A 19,809-nucleotide genomic window follows, 5' to 3' on the forward strand; every position below is an offset into this window, starting at 1 on the left:
GCTCTAGTATACAAGGCAACGCCGCTTGGAGCAGGTGCTTTACCCAAATGCAGCGAAAACGTAACGTGGGCGGCGGCTGGCAGGCAGCGGGCTGGCGGTTCTGCAGCGAAACCGCACCGTCCATAGCGAAAATCCTCTCGTCCACAACGAGAACCGTACTGCCCACAACGAAAACCGTCGCGCCCGCAGCGAAAACCGCGCCGCCCGCAACGAAGACCATCACAACATTCGACGCTTTTCGCCAAAATCGAGATTTTCATCGAATGTTGTGATGGTTCGGGAGTCCCGGCCACCACAAAGGTGCCTGTCCCCATTGTGGTGGTTCTGAAGAATGTCTTATGCCGAGGCCTTGGCCTTGCGGCGCTTGCGGACCGCGTGGATCACGATGTCCAGCAGCAACAGCACAATGGCTACGACCACGATGAGCACGGCAAACTCGCGCTTGCCCCAGTGGCGGCCGGCCAGCGACTTTTGCTTGTCGACGTCCTTCTTGTTGTACTTGGTGCGCACGCAATGCACCAGCAGGCGATGGTCGTTCACGCCGTAGGGCGTGCAGGTGACGAGCGTCACCTTGTCGGCGCCGGGCTCGATGGTCAGCGACTCCATCTCCTCGGGCAGCACCACCTCGGAGTCCACCATCTTGTAGGCGAGCGTCTTGTTCATGGTGTGCAGCAGCACCAGGTCGCCGGGCTCCAGCGAGTGGATGTCGTCGAACATGCTCAGGTTGCGCATGCCCGAGTGCGCGGTGAGCACGCAATGCGTCGAGGTGCCGCCCACCGGCAGGCTCGTGCCCTCCAGGTGGCCGACGCCCGCCATAAGGACTTCTTCGCTCGTGCCGTGGTAGATGGGCATGCTCACGTCGATGGAGGGGATCTCGACCCAGCTCATCATGGGGTCGCGGTCAAAGATGAGCTGCTGGGCGTAGGGCTCAATCTGGTCGGCCGGAAGCTCGGTGGCCTCGCCCGCCAGCTGCTCGTTAAAGGAGCGCGCCTGGAGCAGGATGCGCTCGCGCCCCTCGGCAGACAGCGCGTCCACGGTGCTGGACACCGTGCTGATCTGGTTGAACACGCCCGAGGCCTCGAGCCGGTCCAGGATCCACGGCCAGGTCATAAGGCCCACGCCAATAAGGATGATGACGATGGTGATGAGCCGGTCGGCCCAGCGCGGCAGTCGCTTGCGGCGGCGCTTAGGTTTTGGTTGAGGTTTGGGCTGAGGGCTTGAGCCACCGTTGGCCGCGGCGTTATTGCTCTTCATATGTTTGGCGCCCTGCACCATCGCCGGTCACTCCTCTACAACTCAAGTTGTCTAAACAAATAATAGCCGAATTGCGAGCTTTCGCGCCGGACAACGCAGCTAGACAGCATTGTGCGGCGCGAGCATAGGCCAGCATTTGCGTTTTCAAAATGTCCCGAATCGGCTGGGCGATTCGGGATACAATGTCAATAGAAAACGACGCACCCCGCGTAAGTGTACGAGAGCGCGGGCGGCCTAGTTTTCAGCTTTTGTTAAATGCCCGGGATCCGACCCCCGGGCATTCTTATTTGCGCTTGTTGCGGCGCAAATGCCTTCTACCGTCCGCACCGCGCGTGCGCCTACGGACCTTAAACCGAACCTCATACGAGTCAAGAAACGCGATGACGAACGTGCCCGCATCGGACGATGGAGGCTGGCTGCGTTATCCCAAAAAAAACGGGGCAGACTCCAGCGCGGAGTCTGCCCCGAAAAGAGAATGGCAAAGCAAGAACGCCGATGGACGAGAAAAGTGTCCGCAAGTCTCATGGCCATCACATCCCACCTGCCAAAGGGATGGGTGAGCGAGCGTTACTCCTGCTCGGACTCCTCAGCCTGCTTACGGCTGCGGATGAGGTGCGCCACGCCGATGCACAGCACCGCGCCACCAGCGATCCAAGTGAACGTCACGCCGTTAAGGCCGGTCAGCGGGAGGCCGGAGCCCTTCTTGTTCTTGATGGTGACAGGAATGGTCGCGTCATTTGTAGTACTGGGAGTAACCATTTCGGTATTGCTGGGCGTTACATCGAGTCCCGTCAGATTGCCATCCTTGTCGTATGTCGGATCCACCGTAATGGTAAACGGAGCAAGGGTGTTGTAACCAGCAGGAGTATTGCATTCGGTAATCTCATACGTTCCTGCAACAAGACCAGGGATATAAATCTTGCCAGTGCCCTTGCTGGTCGTGAATTTTCCGGCCTTTTCCTCTTTGTCGGTAATGCCGCCAGTTTGGGTCAGCCACTTTTTAGTCTCAAGCGGAGTATTTCCCTCTTTGGTCATTTTAACTTGGAAGGTAGCTTCAAGTTTTTGGCCCTCGTTATCCTTTTCGACCTTGGTCACATCCAGGCGGAAGACATGGTCAGTAACTCGCTTCGACGTGGAGGTGCCAGTACTGTCAACCATGGGGTTATTAGAATAGACAAGCTTAACCTCATTGGTGTTACCGGCGGCAGTATATTCAGCCTTCTCAGTCAGCGTTGCTTTGTATTCCACAACGACCTCGGAATTCTCATTGAGTTTAACACCCTTGGCCTCCGCAGCAGCCTTGAGGTTAACGAAGGAAATCGTCAGATCATGGCCCGTAGATTTCCCGGAATCGTCCCAGGTTTCCGTAAGACTTGCCGTATAGCCATTTGCGGACTGAGAATCATCTACAAGAGGGATGGTAATATCGCCAATAGTAACTTTAACGGTACTCAAGTCGGCGTCCAGTCCAACAGAGAGATGGTCCTGGAACTTATACTTGTACTCATCATACGAGGCAATATTGCTCGCAACAGTACCGGTCAACTTATAGTCGATTACCTGGCCAATCCAGGCGTCGCCCACGTTCTTCCAGCTGCCTTTCCCGGCAGTAGCATCGAGAACCTGTTTATTGACCGTAGGGATACTGGTCTTCTCGGTAACCTCTACATCGCCGGCGCCCACGACGGCATAAATCGGCGAAGTGGCAGTATTCTTGCTGTCGGTCTTCGACTCATCCGAAGGCAAAGTGCCCGCGTCAGTCAGAAACAGGTAATAACCGGATTTATCGAAAGAAACCTTGGTGTCCGCCGCAAACGAACCATCCGTAATGCCCGTCGGATTGGTCGGATTGGTCGGAGTGACTTCCTTCGCAACCAGTCCAGCAAGCGTATTGAGCAAATCGGTGTCTTTGAGAACCGTCGTGTTTGTGGTCCCGGTAATGTTGGCAGTCAGCCAATTGGCAACATCCTGCGGGCTGGCATCGGTTTTCAGATTGTCTGCTTCATTTTTATTATAGTCGTTGATGGCCTTAATAATGGCTTTTTGCGTCGTCTCCCCAACGCCAGTTGCCCACTTAACATTCGAAACGACCTTGTCAGTCTTGCCAGTCTTGCCGCTCTCATCCACGACATCGGCCTCGAAAATCTGGTAGGCCTTGTACTTCACGTTGCCATTATCGTTCTTCTTTTTGATCGTGATGCTATTGGTCGTAGCAGTCGTACCCTCAGCAAACGCCATCGTCACCGGGGCCATGACGCCGCCGAAGCTCAGCGCTGCTGTGAGGCCGGCGGTTACTGCCAGGCGCGCGATGTTCTTGCTCATGCTCATCTTCTTTTCCTCTGCTTTCTGCTCGAATTCCATTTGATCTAAATCTGTCTGTCTGTGTCTTAGCATTTACTTCGCTACGTCTCGCCCCGCTCTCTGTGGGGCTGCCAGCTACTCTTTATGGCTGCCACCTCCCCGCTTGACCAGGAGCGCGACCACGATGAGCGCGGCTCCGGCGACCGCTGCGGCGGCCGCGGCGTACATTGCCATATCGCCAGTCGAGGGCATAAAGCCTCCGGTGGTAATGATAGGGGGTGTGCCGGTGGGCGTGTTGATGAGCGACGCCTCCAGGCTGCCCGTCGACCCGTCCGCGCTGTCGGCGCGCAGGGGCGACTCAGCCGTGATGGTGAGTTTGGGCTTGGCGGCGGCCACCTGGTCGACGTCCAGACCCTCGGCCTTGACCGTCACGGAGCGCGCGCCCTCAAAGGTTTTGTAGCCCTTGGGCGCCTTGAGCTCGCGGACCTCCAGCTTGCCCGAGTCCACGCCCGAGACGGTCACGCGGCCGTCCTCGCCCGTGGCGACGGTGGCCTTGCCCTCCGCATCCCACGTGCCGTCGGCCGCTAGCGTGCGGCCGCGGTCGTCGGCGATGCTCAGGACCGCCCCGGCAAGCGGCTTGTCGCCGTCGCTGCCGCGCTTGGTGAGCGCGAGATCCCAGGTGTAGGCGCACGCGTCATCGCTCGGCGTGCGGGTGAAGCCGGCGTCGCCGGACTGATCGGCAAAGGGAGAGCGGGGGTAGCGCAGGTAGACCTCGTTGGGGTTGCCCTTCGCGATGCCGTGGTTGCACGCGCTGTTGAGCGGCGCGTTGTACACGGCGACCACGCGGGCGCCCGCGGTGAAGGCGTCGGCCCCGCCGAGCGCGGCGATCAGGTCGCCGGTGCGCACGGTGAAGGTCTTGCCGTCGGCCGCTACCCTGGTGGCGCACTGGGCCGTGATGTCGGTCCAGCCCTTCGCGGGTTTGGTGCCGGCGCGGCCGTCCTTGCCGGTCGGGACGGCGTCGAAGCCGCCGTCCGCGCCCGCCGCCACGTACACGCGCACGCTCGCGGCCACCTTGGAGGGGTCGAGCCCCGCGCTCATGGTGTCGACGAACCGCACCGTATAGGTGTCGTAGGCGGCAAGGCCCGCCGGGACCGTGGCGGAGAGGCGCCAGTACAGGTCGTCGGCGACCGTGGCGTCGGCGGCCTTCTGCCAGGCGGCGGTGCTGTCCTCCAGCACGTGCTTGGCGACCTTGGGGGTCGCGGCCTTGGGCTTGACGGTGACGGCGCTGCCGCCCACCAGGGCCATGATCGGCGCGGTGCCGGCCTCGTTCTGGGAGATGGCGTCGTCGTCGGCGACGATGAGCCAGTAGCCGCAGGGCAGCTCGGCCGTCGTGCCTGCGTTAAGGGCCACAGACACGGCGCCAGAGCTCTGGAGGGAACGAGCAAGCTGTGCGCTCAGCGCGCTCGTAAGGTGGGAATCGGAGTTGAGCCACTCGGCAGCTTCCTGCGCGGTGGTCTGGGAATTGGGCATGCCGGCGCTGTGCAGCACAGGCAGCGCGGCGTCGCGCGCGTCGTCGCTTGCCCAGGCGAGATCGGTGGCGATCTTGGCGTCGCTGTCGCCGTCGACGACGTTGGCGCTAAAGATCTGAGAGGCGTCGTAGCTGCTCGCCACGGTGCCGCTCACCGTGATGGAACCGGTCGAGGTCGGCGCGGCCTGCGCGGATGCGGGGAACACAACCGCGCAGGTGCCAATCAAGAGGGCAAGCAGCGCAAACAAGATCGGGAAGGAGCAAACTTTCTTATTCACGACGCTCGCCTCCCTTCGCATTCGCCTTGCGACGAATGTGCATCCAGGCCGCAGCAGCGCAAAGCACCGCCGCGCCGGCAAGGTACGTCAGAGTGACGCCCGACATACCAGAAAGGGGCAAAGAGGTGGAGTAGGTGTTGGTAAAGGTGGGGTTAGAGGTGTCGGTGAGGTTCTGTTCTTTGGCATCGGGGTCTGGTTTCCACTCGCCATCGGAGCCAACGGTTCCCTTCATGTAGGTCACCGCACAGTCGATCCTTCCTTTGGTGTTATCCGTTGCCACAACCTTGAACCTATAGACCGACTGATCAAACTTGTAATGCGGATAGGTCGAGCTTTCGCCCTCCTCGCGCACGTAGTACGTGAAGGTCTTAGATCCATTTTCAAGGTCCTTGAGCTCATAGTCCTTTGTCGCGAATTTGACCGGCGCAGTCTCGTTGTCGTTTTCGTCGGTTGTAGCTTTCGACGGATCGACTATTACCGTTTCCGGATTGGTGAAGCTCTCGTCGTTCGCAAGGTCAAACTTAAACTTCTTCATCTCGCCGCCATCGACCTTCTTGGTCACCTGAGGCGTCCAAGAGCCCTCGGCTGTGTATGCATTAGTAAAGGTCTTATCGTTCGTGAGATTAACGGACACATTACTGCCATCGTGCGGGTTGACCTCCATCGAGCCCCCGTTGGTGAGATTAGTGACCTTTACTTTATCAACCGAGTAGTAGGTGTAAGTAATGTCCAGCACCTCCTGTGTCTGGTCCACCTTTGTTTCAAACTCAATCTTGTAGATAGTCTTGTCGTAAGTCACACCAGAAACGGGCTTGTCACCGGGATCCTCAACTAGGTAGTAGACAACCGGGCCATCGGAGTAGACCCTGCCCAAATCAAAGGCAAAGCTACCGTCAGCGTTGTTCGTGACCCCATCGCCAATTTTTGAGCAGCCATTGAGCTGCAGTTTGAGTTTGCCGTCCTTGTCCTCGTCAAAGCTCGGGACTGTAAGTGAAATCTCACCATTATCTTTAGTAATCTTGTTCTGCTTGAGCAGCTGGAACTTGAACTCTTCTTTCTTAAGCTTGCGACCCGTCAGTGCCTTAGTGCCGTTGAGCTTCATCTTGGGGTACACGTTCACCTGCGTGGTGGAGCCAGCGATTACGTAGCCGTTGGTCATGATGCCGCCACCGTGAATGTTGGATCTGTTGCCCGTGATGAAGAGGGACGCAGCCGCGGTAGCAGCATCCATATCTTCCTTAATCGGGTCAGATTTAAGGCCAATCATGTACTTAGCTTGGGCGCCCTCGTACTTGCCGATAGACGTTGGTGTTTTGTCGATCGTGCCCGACCAGTTAGCAGCTCCGCCACCAAGCATTTGTCCAGTTACGGCAGCGATATACGGCAGCGATTCAGGGTTAGCACCATCGCGAATAAGAAAAAGATCCTGGTGACCGGCTATTTTAAAGTCTTCAGTTATTTCGCCGCCCTTATCATTATCCTTATTGAAATCCCAGTCCTCGCTCTTCCCGTTAGAGCCACCCGATCGGTTATAACTACCGTCAGGTTTACCGTCAGAATTACTGAAAATCGCGATGCCATTGGTATCGGTAATGGCAGTCTTACCAGTCGGGCAAGCGGCAAACCCGCCGCCAAAGCCATTGGCATGATTCTTGGTAATCAGCGCGTTATATATCTCGAGCCTTGCCGGCTGAACGTTGTTGTCGCTGCTGCCCTGGACGAATACGCCACCGCCGCCCCAGTCGTTGGTTGCATTGGTTGTGTTGTTGGTAATATATGCCTTCGCGCCAAGAGGAACGTTGAACTCGCCAGTGGTAGGCGCAGCGATACGGATACCGCCACCCTCCGAGTTTTGCGCCACATTGCTGGCGATGGTTCCACCAGAAAACGTAAACCCGGAAAGAGGTTTATTCCAAGCGCCAGCATAAACGCCGCCGCCAGCCTCGGCAGAGTAGTTGCCCGTGATGTAGCCGCCGCTAATAACCAGACCGCCTTTTTTCTGTCCTTCAGTGGAGCTAAAGGCAGCAATGCCGCCACCACCGTGACAACCGAAACCGAGATGCCCCCAGTCATTCTCAGTGTCCTGGTAGAACTGATATTTGTTATTGGTGATGTGACCATTCGTAATGGTCACCATAGAGTCCACAGCACAAATTCCCGCGCCATAACCTCTTTGATAACTATTTGTACCGTTGCCGGAGATAATACCGCCAACCATGTTTACCGTAGAATTCATGGCATAAACGCCGCCGCCACTGGGGGCATAGTTACCAGCGATTACGCCGCCAGAGATCACCAGGGTTGAGCCATCGACATGAATTCCAGCACCAGCACCATCTCTGCCCATAGAAGCACCACAAACGTATCCGCCACTCATGGTGACGTTAGAGCCGTTCTCGGCATAAATCAGGTGGCGAACATTTGCGTCCTGAGCCGTGGTCAGTACGCCGCTCTGAAGGTTAAACGTACCACCCGCATAGACGTCGATGAGCTTCATTGTGGAGCCAGTAGTGGTGCCCACGATGGCGCCATTGATGTCAACCTCGTGCCTGAAAAGGGTCTCGGTAGTAGCAGTGTCACTCGAAGTCGACTCAGTCACGTAGTATGTGAGCTTACTGGGCGTTGTGCCGTCGTAATCGAGCTTAGCAAGGTTGCCGTTTTTGTCGCCACCCTGCTCGAACTTGTTATCAGCCGCCTGCTGCAGATCCTCAATCGTGAGCGTCGCGCCCGCAGGCACATTGAACATGGACATGTTGTTGCGACCTGGTTCGGTGCCATTATGCTTAATCTTGTGACCATTTAAATCTAAGGTCACCTCACCTGCGCCCAACGTAATGTCACTTGCATACTCGACATCGGCATTCAGGCGAAACTTGCCGGTTTTTTTATCTTTTTGAAGGTAATCGTAGAGGTCCTGCGCTGTATTAATCTGCGTATATCCGTCCGCGTCTTCCACAGCTAGAGCAATATCGCCCTCATCATTAGCACTGTCATCCGCAGGCTGTACAGCATCCTCAACCCCTGCGTCATCGGACAACAGGCTCGCCGCACCAGCGTCGCCAGAGACTTCGTCATTCTTGACGTCGTTGTTATCCTGCCTTTCGGTATCCCCGTTGTTGGTGTTGTCTACATCAGTAGACTCACTTGAGGAACCCCCCCCCCATCACAGTTTCCTCGGTAGGAGCTGCCTGACCATCGTTGGCAATGGCCTGCGAGATCGGAGGCATGACGAGCGACAGTACCAGGCTCAAAACGGAGGCTCCGCACAAAACGCCTGCCAGCACACGGCGCGTCGTTTTATTACTCTGCTTAGATTTGTCCGAATTCGCTTTCATCGATGTCTCCTCCCCAAGAGACCGCGATCTTGCTCTTTCACCATCAAACGTATCTGCGCAATCTGTAATTGCGCTCGTTTAGTAATGCAATTATAACGATTGTTTAAACATCTGAGCAACAAAACCGACATTTTTGTAGCGAGTTCTCAATTCTCTTGACATTTGCTCAGATTTACCTTCGTTTATTCGCTATCTATTTTTTGTTTCTGCTGGTAATTTAGTTGCGTATTATTTTTTAATGGCATTAGATTTATTTGCACAACATTTTGCTCAAGAGCAAACATCCTGTGAACGGTCGAAAATCGACCGTGAGCGGTAGGTCATTAACCGGAAGGAATATCCTACCAAACTGATGAGAATATCTTTAACCCATCGGTAGTTAGAAGCGTGATGTTCAGACAACTATATTTGAATTTTCGCGCAGATTTTAGGCATCATTTCGCCCAAATCGCCTGAGGCCGCCACAAAGGTGCCTATTCCCTTTGTGGTGGCTCTCCCCCGGCGCTACAGCAGATGTTCCTCGATAAAGATCGCGATGCCGTCTTTGTCGTTGCTGGCGGTTACAAAATCGGCGGCGGCACGGGTGGCGTCGCTGCCGTTTGCCATGGCCACGCCCACGCCGGCGTCGGCCACCATGCAGGTGTCGTTATCGGCATCGCCAAACACGCAGATGTTCTGGAGCTCCATGTCGTTGAGCTCCGCCACACGCACAAGGCCGCGCGTCTTGGACACGCGCGGATCCATAAACTCGTAGAGCCGCTGCGTGGTTTGCAGAGCCGCCGCCTTAACAGTGTTATCGGCAAACGTCGACGCCCGCTCAATCACCCGCGGCATCACCTCGGGCGCCATGGTAAACATCACCTTGGGCTGCGGCTCGCGCAAAAACTCGGCAAAATCGACCACCTTGTAAGGTACGCCGTCGACGCGCGACAGGTGCTCGACGTACGCGTTGCTCTCGGGCACGTAGAACACGCCGTCTCGGGGGCAGACGGGCGTTGCCGGAAGGTCCGCCATGTGCTTGCAGATGCGCGCGATGGTCTCGCCCGGCAGCGGATAGCTCAGCTCGTTGATGTCGTGCGCGCGGTCGATGACCTCGGCGCCGCCGCAGCCCACGAGCACGTCCACCAGGCCTTCGATGCCCCAGAGCTCGTACATGGCCTCGGTCGCGTGGGCGTCGCGCCCGGTGCACAGGCCAAAGAGCACGCCGCGCTCGCGCAGGGCGCGAATCGCCGCCACGGTGCGCGGGGACACCGTGTGCCGGCTCGTGAGCAGCGTGCCGTCGATATCACAGAACACGGCTTTGATGTGGCTGAAGGTGGTGTCCATGGGGGCCTTTCTGGGTCGTGCGGCGGTGTGGAGTGTATTCGTGAACGGCGTACATGGTATACCAAGGCACAGGCGCGGCCCGTCAAAGCAAAAACCGCCACAAAGGCGCCTGGCCCCTTTGTGGTGGCCGGACTCGCAGAATGGCCTAGCCCGGAGCGCAAGCCATCACAACATTCGACGTTTTTCGGCAAAATCGCGATTTTCATCGAATGTTGTGATGGTTTTTACTGCTTTGCGGCACGATCCAAATGCCGGCGTCCAAACAGCAGCAACGCCGCAGGGACCGCCGTCACGACCATGCCCGCCCCTACGAGTGTCCGTTGTACGCCAAATGTTGCCGCCAGCCACGGGGCAATCGCCAGCGGCGCCACGCCGGCGAACATATTGCCAAAGCCCATGACCGAGTTCACGCGACCGAGCTGCTCGAGCGGGGCCGTCGTTTGCACGATCGTGTTGTGGAGCGGGTTGACGACGCCCCAAGCTATGCCCAGGGCGATCTGGCCGACGAGGGCCACGCCCACGTACGGCGTCCCCACATAGAGCAGACTTCCTAGGCCCACGGACATGAGCGCCACGAGCAGCGTCTTAAGGTTGACCAGGTGCGGCGGCAAGCGGAGCGCGACCACGGCGCCCAGCACCGCGCCCACACCGCTGGCCGACGAGAGCCAGCCCATCCACTCAACGCCGACATGCAGGACATCGCGATAGAAAAACGACTCGAGCGGATCGAAGGCTCCATAGCCAAAGTTCGAGAGAAAAATGATGCAGAAAAGTAGCGCGAGGACGCTGTTGGTGAAGACTGTCTTGATGCTGGCTGCGAAGGTGGCGCGGGCGGACGTGCTGGGGCTGGAGCTTTGTCCCGCACGCTCCCCTTCCTCTGCCGAATCGGCATCCGCATCCCCGGCGACATGGCTGGTTTGCGGCCTAAAGCCCCAGCCAGCGATGAGTGCCAGCACGGTAAAGAGCATCATGAGCACGAACACCGCGCGCGACGACGCAGCCGCCGCGACAAAGCCACCCAACGTGGGCCCGACGATGATACTCACGTTTGAGAACATGGCAATGGCGGAGTTGATGTCTTTGAGCTCGACAGGATTGTCGGTGAGGTAGGCCGGATAGGACGTGGCAATGGGCTGGGCGAATCCCATCGTAAAGCCCAGAAACACCGCGCCGAGCAGGACGATGCCGGTCGCGCTGCCAAAGGCGATGATTGCCGTGCCAGTTGCGAGCGTGCCGACGATGCTCAGCAAGAAATGGCGGCGCGGACCCCAGGCGTCAAGCGCCGCGCCACCCGCAAAGGATCCCAGGATCACAAATACATTCATAAACAGGACGGCCAGCGATGTCGCGACGACCGAAGCGCCGTCCGCATAGGTGAGCGTTCCGATGACGCCGATAAAGTAGCTGGTCTGAAAACCGGTGTAGATGAGAAAGCGCATCGCCACCAGGCGCTTAGCCTGCGCGGACAGCGAAGGTTGAGATTTTGAGAGAAGAGATGCGAGCATGGAGACTCCTTGTTTCATACGAATACGGGCGGTGGGCATTCGCCACCGTCTGTCAAATCAATCTATCCGCATGAAACATTAAGGACGCATCGAGCCCCTTCTCTCCGTTTTTCGCCCGTCATGAACTACTCGGTAGATTGTAAGGCATGTCCCAACCATCTACCAAAGCAAAAACCACCACAAAGGTGCCTGGCCCCTTTGTGGTGGTTGCGACGTTTACGCTGGTTGAGACTTGGCTAGGCCAAATCGGCGCCGTTGGTGGCGATGACCTTCTTGTACCAGAAGAAGCTGTCCTTGCGGCTGCGGGCGAGCGTGCCGTTGCCGTCGTTGTCCTTGTCGACGTAGATGAAGCCGTAGCGCTTCTTCATCTCGCCGGTCGAGGCACTCACCAAATCGATGCAGCCCCACATGGTGTAGCCCATCAGGTCCACGCCGTCCTCGATGGCAATCTCCATCTGCTTGATATGCTCGCGCAGGTAATCGATGCGGTAGCCGTCGTGAATCGCACCGTCCGCCTCGACCTCGTCCACCGCGCCCAGGCCGTTCTCGACGATCATCAGCGGCACCTGGTAGCGGTCGTAGACCTCCTCCAGGTAGTAACGCAGACCCTCGGGGTCGATCGCCCAACCCCAATCGCTCTTCTTGAGGTACTCGTTGCCGGCGCCACCAAAGATGTTGCCCTGCTCCAGCAGCACCGGGCCGGCCGTGGCCGTGGCGCTCATGTAGTAGCTAAAGCTGTAGAAGTCGACCTTGCCGGCGCCCAGCGTGGCGGCGTCCTCGGGCGAGACCTCCACGTGCACGCCCTCGCGGCGCCACACGCTGGGCGCCCACGAGGGATACGCACCGCGCACCTGCACGTCGCCGCAGTAGAAGTTCATCTCGCGCTGCTGCTTTTGCGCCGCCAGGACGTCAGCCGGATTACACGTGTGCGGATAGCAGGCATTGCCGGCAATCATGCAGCCGATCTTGTTCTGGGGATCGATCTGATGGCCCATGGTGACGCACTTGGCGCTCGCCAAGAACTGATGGTGCAGGGCGTCGAAGCGCGCCTGCGGATCGTCCCAATCGCAGTTGCCAAAGGCCATGGGCGTGTCAGTTGCCTCGGGCACCATGCCGCCACCCATCACGCCGCCAAAGCCGCCCATGAGCAGGCAATTGATTTCGTTAAAGGTGAGCCAGTAGCGCACCAGGCCCTTGTACTCGGTCATGACGGTGCGGGCGTAGTTGAGGTAGAAATCGATGAGCTTGGGGTTCTTCCAGCCGCCGTAGTTTTTGGACAGGCCATAGGGCAGCTCGTAGTGGCTGAGGGTGACCATGGGCTCGATGCCCTGCTCCTGGCAGGCCTGGAACACGCGGCGGTAGAACTCGATGCCGGCCTGGTTGGGCTCGGCCTCGTCGCCGCTGGGGAAGATGCGGCTCCAGTTGATGGACATGCGGTAGCACTTAAAGCCCATCTCGCCAAAGAGCTTGATGTCGTCGAGGTAGTGATGGTACATATCCACGGCCTCGTGGCTGGGATAGTGGTACTGGGGCAGAATGCCGTCGGTAATGTGGCGCGGCTCGGAGACCGTGCCGCCGGTCATGATGTCGGGAACGCCGAGGCCCTTGCCGTCCTCGTTGTATCCGCCTTCGCACTGATTGGCGGCAGTGGCGCCGCCCCACAGAAATCCATCGGGAAAAGCCATGTTGGCTCCTTTCGTACGTGTTGGGATGTTGCGTGGATGCCGAAGCGGCGTCCACAAGGTAATTTGCGCCCCGATCGGGGTTCGCGTTGAGTCGGCCGCCACGAAACCGGCCCATCTACTACGTTTAGTCGTGAACCCCCGACCACGCCGCAATTGTCAAAAATAAAACCGCAGGTAGACGGCTTGACAGTTTTCGGAAAACCGCCGTGTGTTTAGCCCCTGCCACCTAAACGTAGTAGATAGGCCGGTTTCGTGGCGAGGCGTGTTGCGGGACGCGCGCGGACCGGCCGATCGAAACTATGCCGGCTTAAGATATGCGGACGGAGCTGACGGAGACGACGTTTGCCCAGATAAAACCGACCAAAATAAACCTGTCCCTTATTGGCAGGTTCAAAACCATGCCGGTTTACGGGGCAGAACCAGTGCCCCTTGAGCATGCCAGAAACGGCAAGGACAAAACCGCAGGTAGGAGGCTTGTCAGTTTACGGAAAACGGGGTATGGTCAGCACTCACCGTTTCAGCCCCGTAATCCGGCATGGTTTTGATTTTGGGCAGTCGCTCGGACGAGCGCATGGCATCTAGCCCCTTTGAAAAAAGCCGGCGGGGCGCTCCCCCGCCGGCTTGGTACCGAGTCTTTGTCGTTTGGGTTACTTGGCAGCCTCGGGCTTGTAGGTGACAAACTCGATCGCGAAGCCCACGGCAGCACCCACGAAAGAGGCAACGATAGCCCAGATCATGTGGTTGATGCCGTTAACACCGGAGGGGTCGATGAAGGACAGCCAGTTGAAGACGCCCAGACCACCGGACATGTACACCACGGCGCCGGAGAGACCAATGATGAGGCCGCCCACAGCAGAACCGATGCTGGCGTTGATGAAGGCTTTCTTATCGGGCAGGGCGACACCGTAGATAGCGGGCTCGGTGACACCAAAGAAGAAGGCGGAGATCATGGCCGGCAGCGCGATGCCGCGGAACTTCTCGTCCTTGTTCTTGAGATACATGGCAAAGAGCACGGCGCCCAGCGAGAAGGAGTGGGCGATAACGGAGCCCAGGATGTAGTCATGGCCCAGAGTGGACAGGTTGACCAGCGCGATAGGCACAAGCGACCAGTGGAAGCCAAAGATGACCAGGCACATCCAGAAGGCACCGACGAGGGTGCAGCCCAGGAGGGAGCCGATCATGGGCAGGCCAAACAGCAGTGCGAAGAACTCACCGAGCAGGTTGGTGATGAGCGTGGCGATGGGGCCAATGACCAGGTAGCCAAGGGTGACGGTAACGGTGACGACGATCAGCGGGGTGAAGAACATCTTCATAGAAGCGGGCATCCACTTCTTAACCCAGTGCTCGAGGGTGGAGCCAAACCAGACCATGAGAAGGATGGGGATAACGGAGCTGGTGTAACCCGAGGCAGGCATGATGAGCGGCAGGCCCAGGAACGTGGTGTACCAAGAGAAGGTGCCGGCAAAGCCGAGCTCGACGGAGCCGACAACCTCGCCCGAGGTCAGGGCAACCATGGTGGGATACACCAGGGCAAAGGCGATGGCCATGCCGTTGAACTCGCTCATCTTGAACTTCTTGGCCGCGGTGTAGCCAAGCACCACGGGCAGGAAGTAGAACATGCCGTCGGCGACGGTGTAGAGCAGCGTGTAGGCGCCGTCGTTGGCAAAGCTCGGGACCAGGAAGGTAGCGAGCGCCAGCAGGCCCTTCATGATACCGGCAGCGGCGAAGGTGCCGAGCATAGGGGCGAAGATGCCCGAGATGAGGTCGATGATCACATCGGTAACGCCCTTGGGAGCGGCATCGTCGTCATCGGCGTCGACGGCGCCGCCGTCGCTAAAACCGCCGGCCTTGAGAACGGCGTCGTAGACGTCCTCGACAATGTTGCCCACAACAACCTGGTACTGGCCGTTGGCGTGCATGACCTTGATGACGTTGGGCAGCTCGGAGATTGCCTCGTCATTGGCCTTCGACTCGTCCTTGAGCTTAAAACGAACGCGGGTAATGCAGTGTGCGACGCATTTGACGTTGGACTTGCCGCCAACCAGCTCTACGATCTGGGAAGCAAGATCGTCGTATTTACCTGCCATGATCTGTCCTCTCTTTTCCAAATTTCGACAAAAATATCCCCTACCGCGAGCCGGTACCTTGCCCGCAGCTAGAAACCAAAAAGAATTGTTGCGATTGCCGCCAGGCTGGCGGCCTTACTCACTCGGTCTGCGAAGCCGATCGCAGACGGTTGATATGCATCATCAGATACAAAAGCTCCTCGTCCGAGCAGCTCTGCTTAAACTCTTTCTCGAACACGCGGTTGATGGCATATGCGCACTGGTAGGCCTCGGGAAAATCGCGGGCGGCCTGCATGAACAGCGAGGAATTCTCGGTCTGCGTGCACTTACCCTTGCAGAGGCGGCGGACCAAAAAGCGCAGGTGCGCAAGAAAGCGAATGTAGCAATACGACGCCGTGTCGAGCGAGCAGCCAAGCTGCTTTTCCACGGAATGGGTCACCTCGTCGAGCACGCGGGTGCTCTTCATGATGAAGTCCATGTCCTTGGCGCGGCCCATGCCGTCGACCTCGGCGTTAACGATGTGGAGCGCGATGCTCGTGGCCTCGTTCTGACCCAGCTTGGCGCCGGTGTGCTTTTGCACGATGGCGAGCGCGGCCTGGCCGATCTCGAGCTCGCGCGGGTAGATGAAGGCCACCTCGTGCTCGAGCGGGTTGGGAGCGCTGAGCTGGTCGTCGTCGCGCTGAACGGCAAACTGCAGGTGATCTGCCAGGATAAAGGGCAGGCCACCGGATAGCTTGCAGCCAAGCTGCTGCGACGCGAAGCAGGCAATGTCGCTCGCGGCGAGCAGGACGTCGTCGGGAAGCGTACCGACCATATCCTGCAGGCTCTCGGGAACGTTATAGAATTTGCGCTGGATGAGAGACTCATCGGCAAGCTCGTAGGGCATCTCGTGGAAACCGATGCCCTTGCCAAAGACAACAACCTCTCGGCCGTCATCGCTGGCGGCAAGAGCAACGTTATTGTTGATCTTCTTTAAAATGAGCATGAAAAAACTCCTCGGACATCGGCGTTAGATGACGGGGCGATATTCCTCGTCTTCTATTATGCGCAAGTGATGCCTCCCGAGGAGTAACAAACTTGTGAGCACGTGGGCGATTGTAGGATGAAACTTGCATGCAGCGTAAGCCCACCGGCACGAAAGTCCGCCGAACGGTAGGAAATCGCCCGCGAACGGTACCTGCCAAAAAGGGACAGGTTTATTTTGGCAGGTTTTATCTGGGCAAATGCCGAGGGCAAGGCCAAAACCACCACAAAGGTGCCTGGCCCCTTTGTGGTGGTTTCGACTGATGCCCCGATGTTACTCGCGCGGAGTGCCGTAGGGGTTGTACAAATCTGCGAGAGCAAATGTGCTGGTGGCGGGATTAAAGTCAAGCTCGAGCACGCAGCAGTTGCCGATGCGGTTCTTCATCTTGAGCGGCTCCACGCCCACGCCGCGCATGACCTGAGCCGCCGCGGCGCCATGGCTCACACACAACACGCTCTCATGCCCAGGGCGCTGCATGAGCTCGGTGATGGTCGCCATCATGCGTTCGCGAAACTCGTCTTCGCCCTCGCCGTCATACTGCTTGTAAAAATCGCCGTACGGCAGGCGCGGATTCAAATCCTCGCTCGCGCCCTCAAACTTACCAAAGTTCCACTCCTTAAGGCCCTTGACGCGCTCGTAAGGCTGACCGGGAAACGCAAGCTCAAGCGTGTCGCACGCACGCTCGGATGTAGAGCTGTACGCATGGTCAAACGTAAGGCCACGCCCTCGCAGGGTCGCACCGACAGTTTTAGCCTGCTCGATTCCCAGCTCGGTAAGCGGCGAGTCACACCAGCCCTGCTTGCGACGAAGCAGGTTAAAGAGCGTTTGACCGTGACGCATAAAGTACAGTTTTGGCATGAGACCTCCGTAATCGCAATCGTTTGTCAGCGATTATTGCACCTTGAGCCAACTTTAAGTCAAAGCCTTTTTTGCAAAAACCACCACAAAGGTGCCTGGCCCCTTTGTGGTGGAAATGACGTTTGCCCAGATAAAACCTGCCAAAATAAACCTGTCCCTTTTTGGCAGGTTTTAGGCCAGATGATCTTGGATCAGATCGCAGATGGCTCGGGCGTCGTTGATGTTGATGGCTCGGGTCGCAAAGCCGGCGTCGAAGGCCTGACGCGCCAGGGCTTCGTTGCAGGCAAGGGCCAGCGTGTGACCGTCGACCAGGTCGAGTGAGCTCTTGCCACGCAGACGGTCGACACCGGAGCGCGCGACCACGATGTTGTCGAAGCCCTCGGTCTTGTAGCCCTCAATGATCACCACGTCGACATCGTTGTAGCGCGACAGCAGCTCGCGCGCGGGCATCTCGTCCTCCTCGCGCGTGTCGGCGTACTCCGCCCAGCGCGTGGCGCAGATGAGGCCCACGTGCTTGGATCCGGCCTGGTGATGGCGCCAGGTGTCCTTAGCGGGCACGTCGATATCGAAGCCGTGGTGTCCGTGATGCTTGAGCGAACCCACGCGCAGGCCACGGCGGGTGAGCTCGGCGATGACCTTCTCGACGAGCGTGGTCTTGCCCGAGTTTTGGTAGCCGATAAACGCGATCGCAGGGACGGCCGGTGTCGGAGCTGCGGGTGCGACGGCGACGGGTGCGCTCGCGGGCGCGGCACCGTCAGCGGCCACGGCCTCAACAGCAGCGGCCTGACGCTCTGCGCGGTCCCATATGCCCGAGCGGCCGCCCTCCTTGTGCAGCAGGCGCACGTCGACGATCTCCATGCCGCGATCGACGGCCTTGCACATGTCATAGATCGTAAGGCACGCGGCACTCGCGCCGGTCAACGCCTCCATCTCGATACCCGTCTTGCCCGTTACGCCGGCCGTAACCAGCACGTGAAAGCCAACCTGCCCGTCTGCGCGCGCCGGCGCCCAGCCCTCGGGCACGTCCTCGGCCGGCGTCCCCGCCGCAGCGATGGGCGCAATGTCGCACTTGCTCTTGGTAATGAGCAACGGATGGCACATGGGGATGATGTCGCTCGTGCGTTTGATGGCCATGATGCCCGCCACGCGCGCGCAGGCAAGCACGTCGCCCTTCTTGGCACGGTCCTGCAGCACCATAGCCTGCGTCTCGGGATGCATGAGGATGGTGCCCTCGGCGATGGCGATGCGATGGGTCTCGGCCTTGTCGGACACGTCGACCATGCGTACCTCGCCCTTGGCGTCCACGTGTGTCAGCTCGTCGCGGCGGGCGTCACGGGCGGGCTCGGCGACAGCGCTGGCAGTCGGCTGCGCGCCTGCAACGGCATCGCTGGCCGCAGCCGTGACTTTATGGGCAGACATCGCGGCCCTGCGAGCGGCCTTGGTGGCATCGGCGTACCTGCTCTTGGCCATATGATCATCCTCCGATTTGGGACATAAATCGTTGCGTGCCCTCAATTATCGCGTGTTCCTGCGGTTTGTGGGCCACGGCATCGCGCCAAATCGAAAGTACCTGCATATCATCACCATGGCGCAGCGCCTCACGCACCGAATACTCGGCATCGCTGAACAGGCACGGACGCACGTTGCCGTCTGCCGTCAGGCGCAGACGGTTGCAATTCGCACAAAAATGGTTGGACATGGCGCTAATGAAGCCGACCGTTCCCGCCGCGCCCGGAAAGTGCCAATAGCGCGCAGGACCCGCGCCGGCAGGAGCGTCGTTGATGTCGAGCGGCTCGAGCTCGCCCAGTCCCGCCGCGGCGGCCCCGGCATTGATGCGCGCCCGCAGCTCGTCGCTCGGCACGGTGTCGCTCGCATCCCACAGCTCGGGATTGAGCGCAGGCGCATGCGGGTCCACAGCGCAATGCGAGCTCGTGCGCTCGTCGCCAATGGGCATGTATTCGATAAAGCGCAGGTGGATGGGGCGGTCGACGGTCAGCCGCGCGAGAGCCGCCACATCCTGGTTGAGCCGGCGCACCACAACGCAGTTGACCTTAACGGGCTCAAAGCCCCAAGCCAGCGCCGCGTCGATGCCGGCCATGGTCTGCTCGAGTCGACCCAGGCGCGTTATCTTTCCAAACAGCGTAGGGTCGAGCGTGTCGAGCGAGATGTTGACGCGGTTAAGCCCCGCGTCTTTGAGCTGCGGCGCCAACTTGGGCAGCAGGGCGCCATTGGTGGTAAGCGAGATGTCCTCGATCTGCGGAATCGCGCGGATATCACGAATGAGCGGAATGATACGGCGGCTGACCAGCGGCTCGCCACCCGTCAGGCGCACGCTGCGAATGCCCTCCCCCGCTACCAGACGCACAAAGCGGGCGATTTCCTCGGCGCTGAGCAGCTCGTCGTGTGCACGGGGCGCCACGCCGTCGGCCGGCATGCAGTAAATGCAGCGGAAATTGCACTTGTCAGTAACGGCAATGCGCAGGTAGTTGATGTCGCGGCCAAAGCCGTCATGTTGCACGTGCCCGTCCACGCAGCCCTCCCCTCACGCGGCGTTTTATTCTTCGGAAAACATAATACCCCACGAGAGAATCATGCCGACACCCGTACGACAGGACAGGTCGCTTCGAGCAAGACCGGCTTCCCAAGCCC

The 19,809-nt window shown here is 58.9% G+C and carries 13 protein-coding genes; all 13 read right to left on the reverse strand.

Annotation, left to right across the window (positions count from 1 at the left end):
- Positions 1-336: 336 nt before the first annotated feature.
- Entirely contained in the window at positions 337-1,254 is a 918-nt protein-coding gene (locus ACEG18_RS03735; RefSeq protein WP_372541287.1) for a class C sortase, read from the reverse strand.
- A 567-nt stretch (positions 1,255-1,821) separates the two neighbouring features.
- Positions 1,822-3,576, reverse strand: a complete 1,755-nt coding sequence (locus tag ACEG18_RS03740; RefSeq protein ID WP_372541288.1) for an isopeptide-forming domain-containing fimbrial protein — start codon at positions 3,574-3,576, stop codon at positions 1,822-1,824.
- A gap of 114 nt (positions 3,577-3,690) precedes the next feature.
- Positions 3,691-5,361, reverse strand: coding sequence for a SpaA isopeptide-forming pilin-related protein (locus ACEG18_RS03745; protein WP_372541290.1), 1,671 nt, complete (start codon positions 5,359-5,361; stop codon positions 3,691-3,693).
- Positions 5,354-8,398, reverse strand: a complete 3,045-nt coding sequence (locus ACEG18_RS03750) for a Spy0128 family protein (protein ID WP_372541292.1) — start codon at positions 8,396-8,398, stop codon at positions 5,354-5,356. The genes ACEG18_RS03745 and ACEG18_RS03750 overlap by 8 nt, the downstream gene beginning before the upstream one ends.
- Before the next feature lie 103 nt (positions 8,399-8,501).
- Positions 8,502-8,696 carry a hypothetical protein gene (locus tag ACEG18_RS03755; RefSeq protein WP_372541293.1) on the reverse strand — a complete coding sequence of 65 codons (195 nt, stop codon included), beginning with the start codon at positions 8,694-8,696 and terminating at the stop codon, positions 8,502-8,504.
- A 504-nt stretch (positions 8,697-9,200) separates the two neighbouring features.
- Positions 9,201-10,022 carry an HAD family hydrolase gene (locus tag ACEG18_RS03760; RefSeq protein WP_372541294.1) on the reverse strand — a complete coding sequence of 274 codons (822 nt, stop codon included), beginning with the start codon at positions 10,020-10,022 and terminating at the stop codon, positions 9,201-9,203.
- 224 nt (positions 10,023-10,246) lie between these two features.
- Positions 10,247-11,527: an MFS transporter gene (locus tag ACEG18_RS03765; RefSeq protein ID WP_372541295.1), complete on the reverse strand. Its 1,281-nt coding sequence runs from the start codon at positions 11,525-11,527 to the stop codon at positions 10,247-10,249.
- A 236-nt stretch (positions 11,528-11,763) separates the two neighbouring features.
- A complete protein-coding gene (locus tag ACEG18_RS03770) occupies positions 11,764-13,212 on the reverse strand; it encodes a glycoside hydrolase family 1 protein (protein WP_372541296.1) in 1,449 nt (482 codons plus the stop codon).
- 647 nt (positions 13,213-13,859) lie between these two features.
- Entirely contained in the window at positions 13,860-15,299 is a 1,440-nt protein-coding gene (locus ACEG18_RS03775; protein ID WP_372541297.1) for a PTS transporter subunit EIIC, read from the reverse strand.
- Between the two features lie 118 nt (positions 15,300-15,417).
- Positions 15,418-16,263: a PRD domain-containing protein gene (locus tag ACEG18_RS03780; protein WP_117773146.1), complete on the reverse strand. Its 846-nt coding sequence runs from the start codon at positions 16,261-16,263 to the stop codon at positions 15,418-15,420.
- Between the two features lie 312 nt (positions 16,264-16,575).
- Positions 16,576-17,160, reverse strand: coding sequence for a histidine phosphatase family protein (locus ACEG18_RS03785; RefSeq protein ID WP_195404016.1), 585 nt, complete (start codon positions 17,158-17,160; stop codon positions 16,576-16,578).
- 171 nt (positions 17,161-17,331) lie between these two features.
- Positions 17,332-18,630, reverse strand: a complete 1,299-nt coding sequence (mobB, locus tag ACEG18_RS03790; protein WP_372541298.1) for a molybdopterin-guanine dinucleotide biosynthesis protein B — start codon at positions 18,628-18,630, stop codon at positions 17,332-17,334.
- Between the two features lie 4 nt (positions 18,631-18,634).
- A complete protein-coding gene (gene moaA / locus ACEG18_RS03795; protein WP_372541299.1) occupies positions 18,635-19,690 on the reverse strand; it encodes a GTP 3',8-cyclase MoaA in 1,056 nt (351 codons plus the stop codon).
- Positions 19,691-19,809: the final 119 nt, after the last annotated feature.

Origin of the sequence: Collinsella aerofaciens (assembly GCF_041537385.1) — a bacterium.
Taxonomy (GTDB): Bacteria; Actinomycetota; Coriobacteriia; order Coriobacteriales; family Coriobacteriaceae; genus Collinsella; species Collinsella aerofaciens_BV.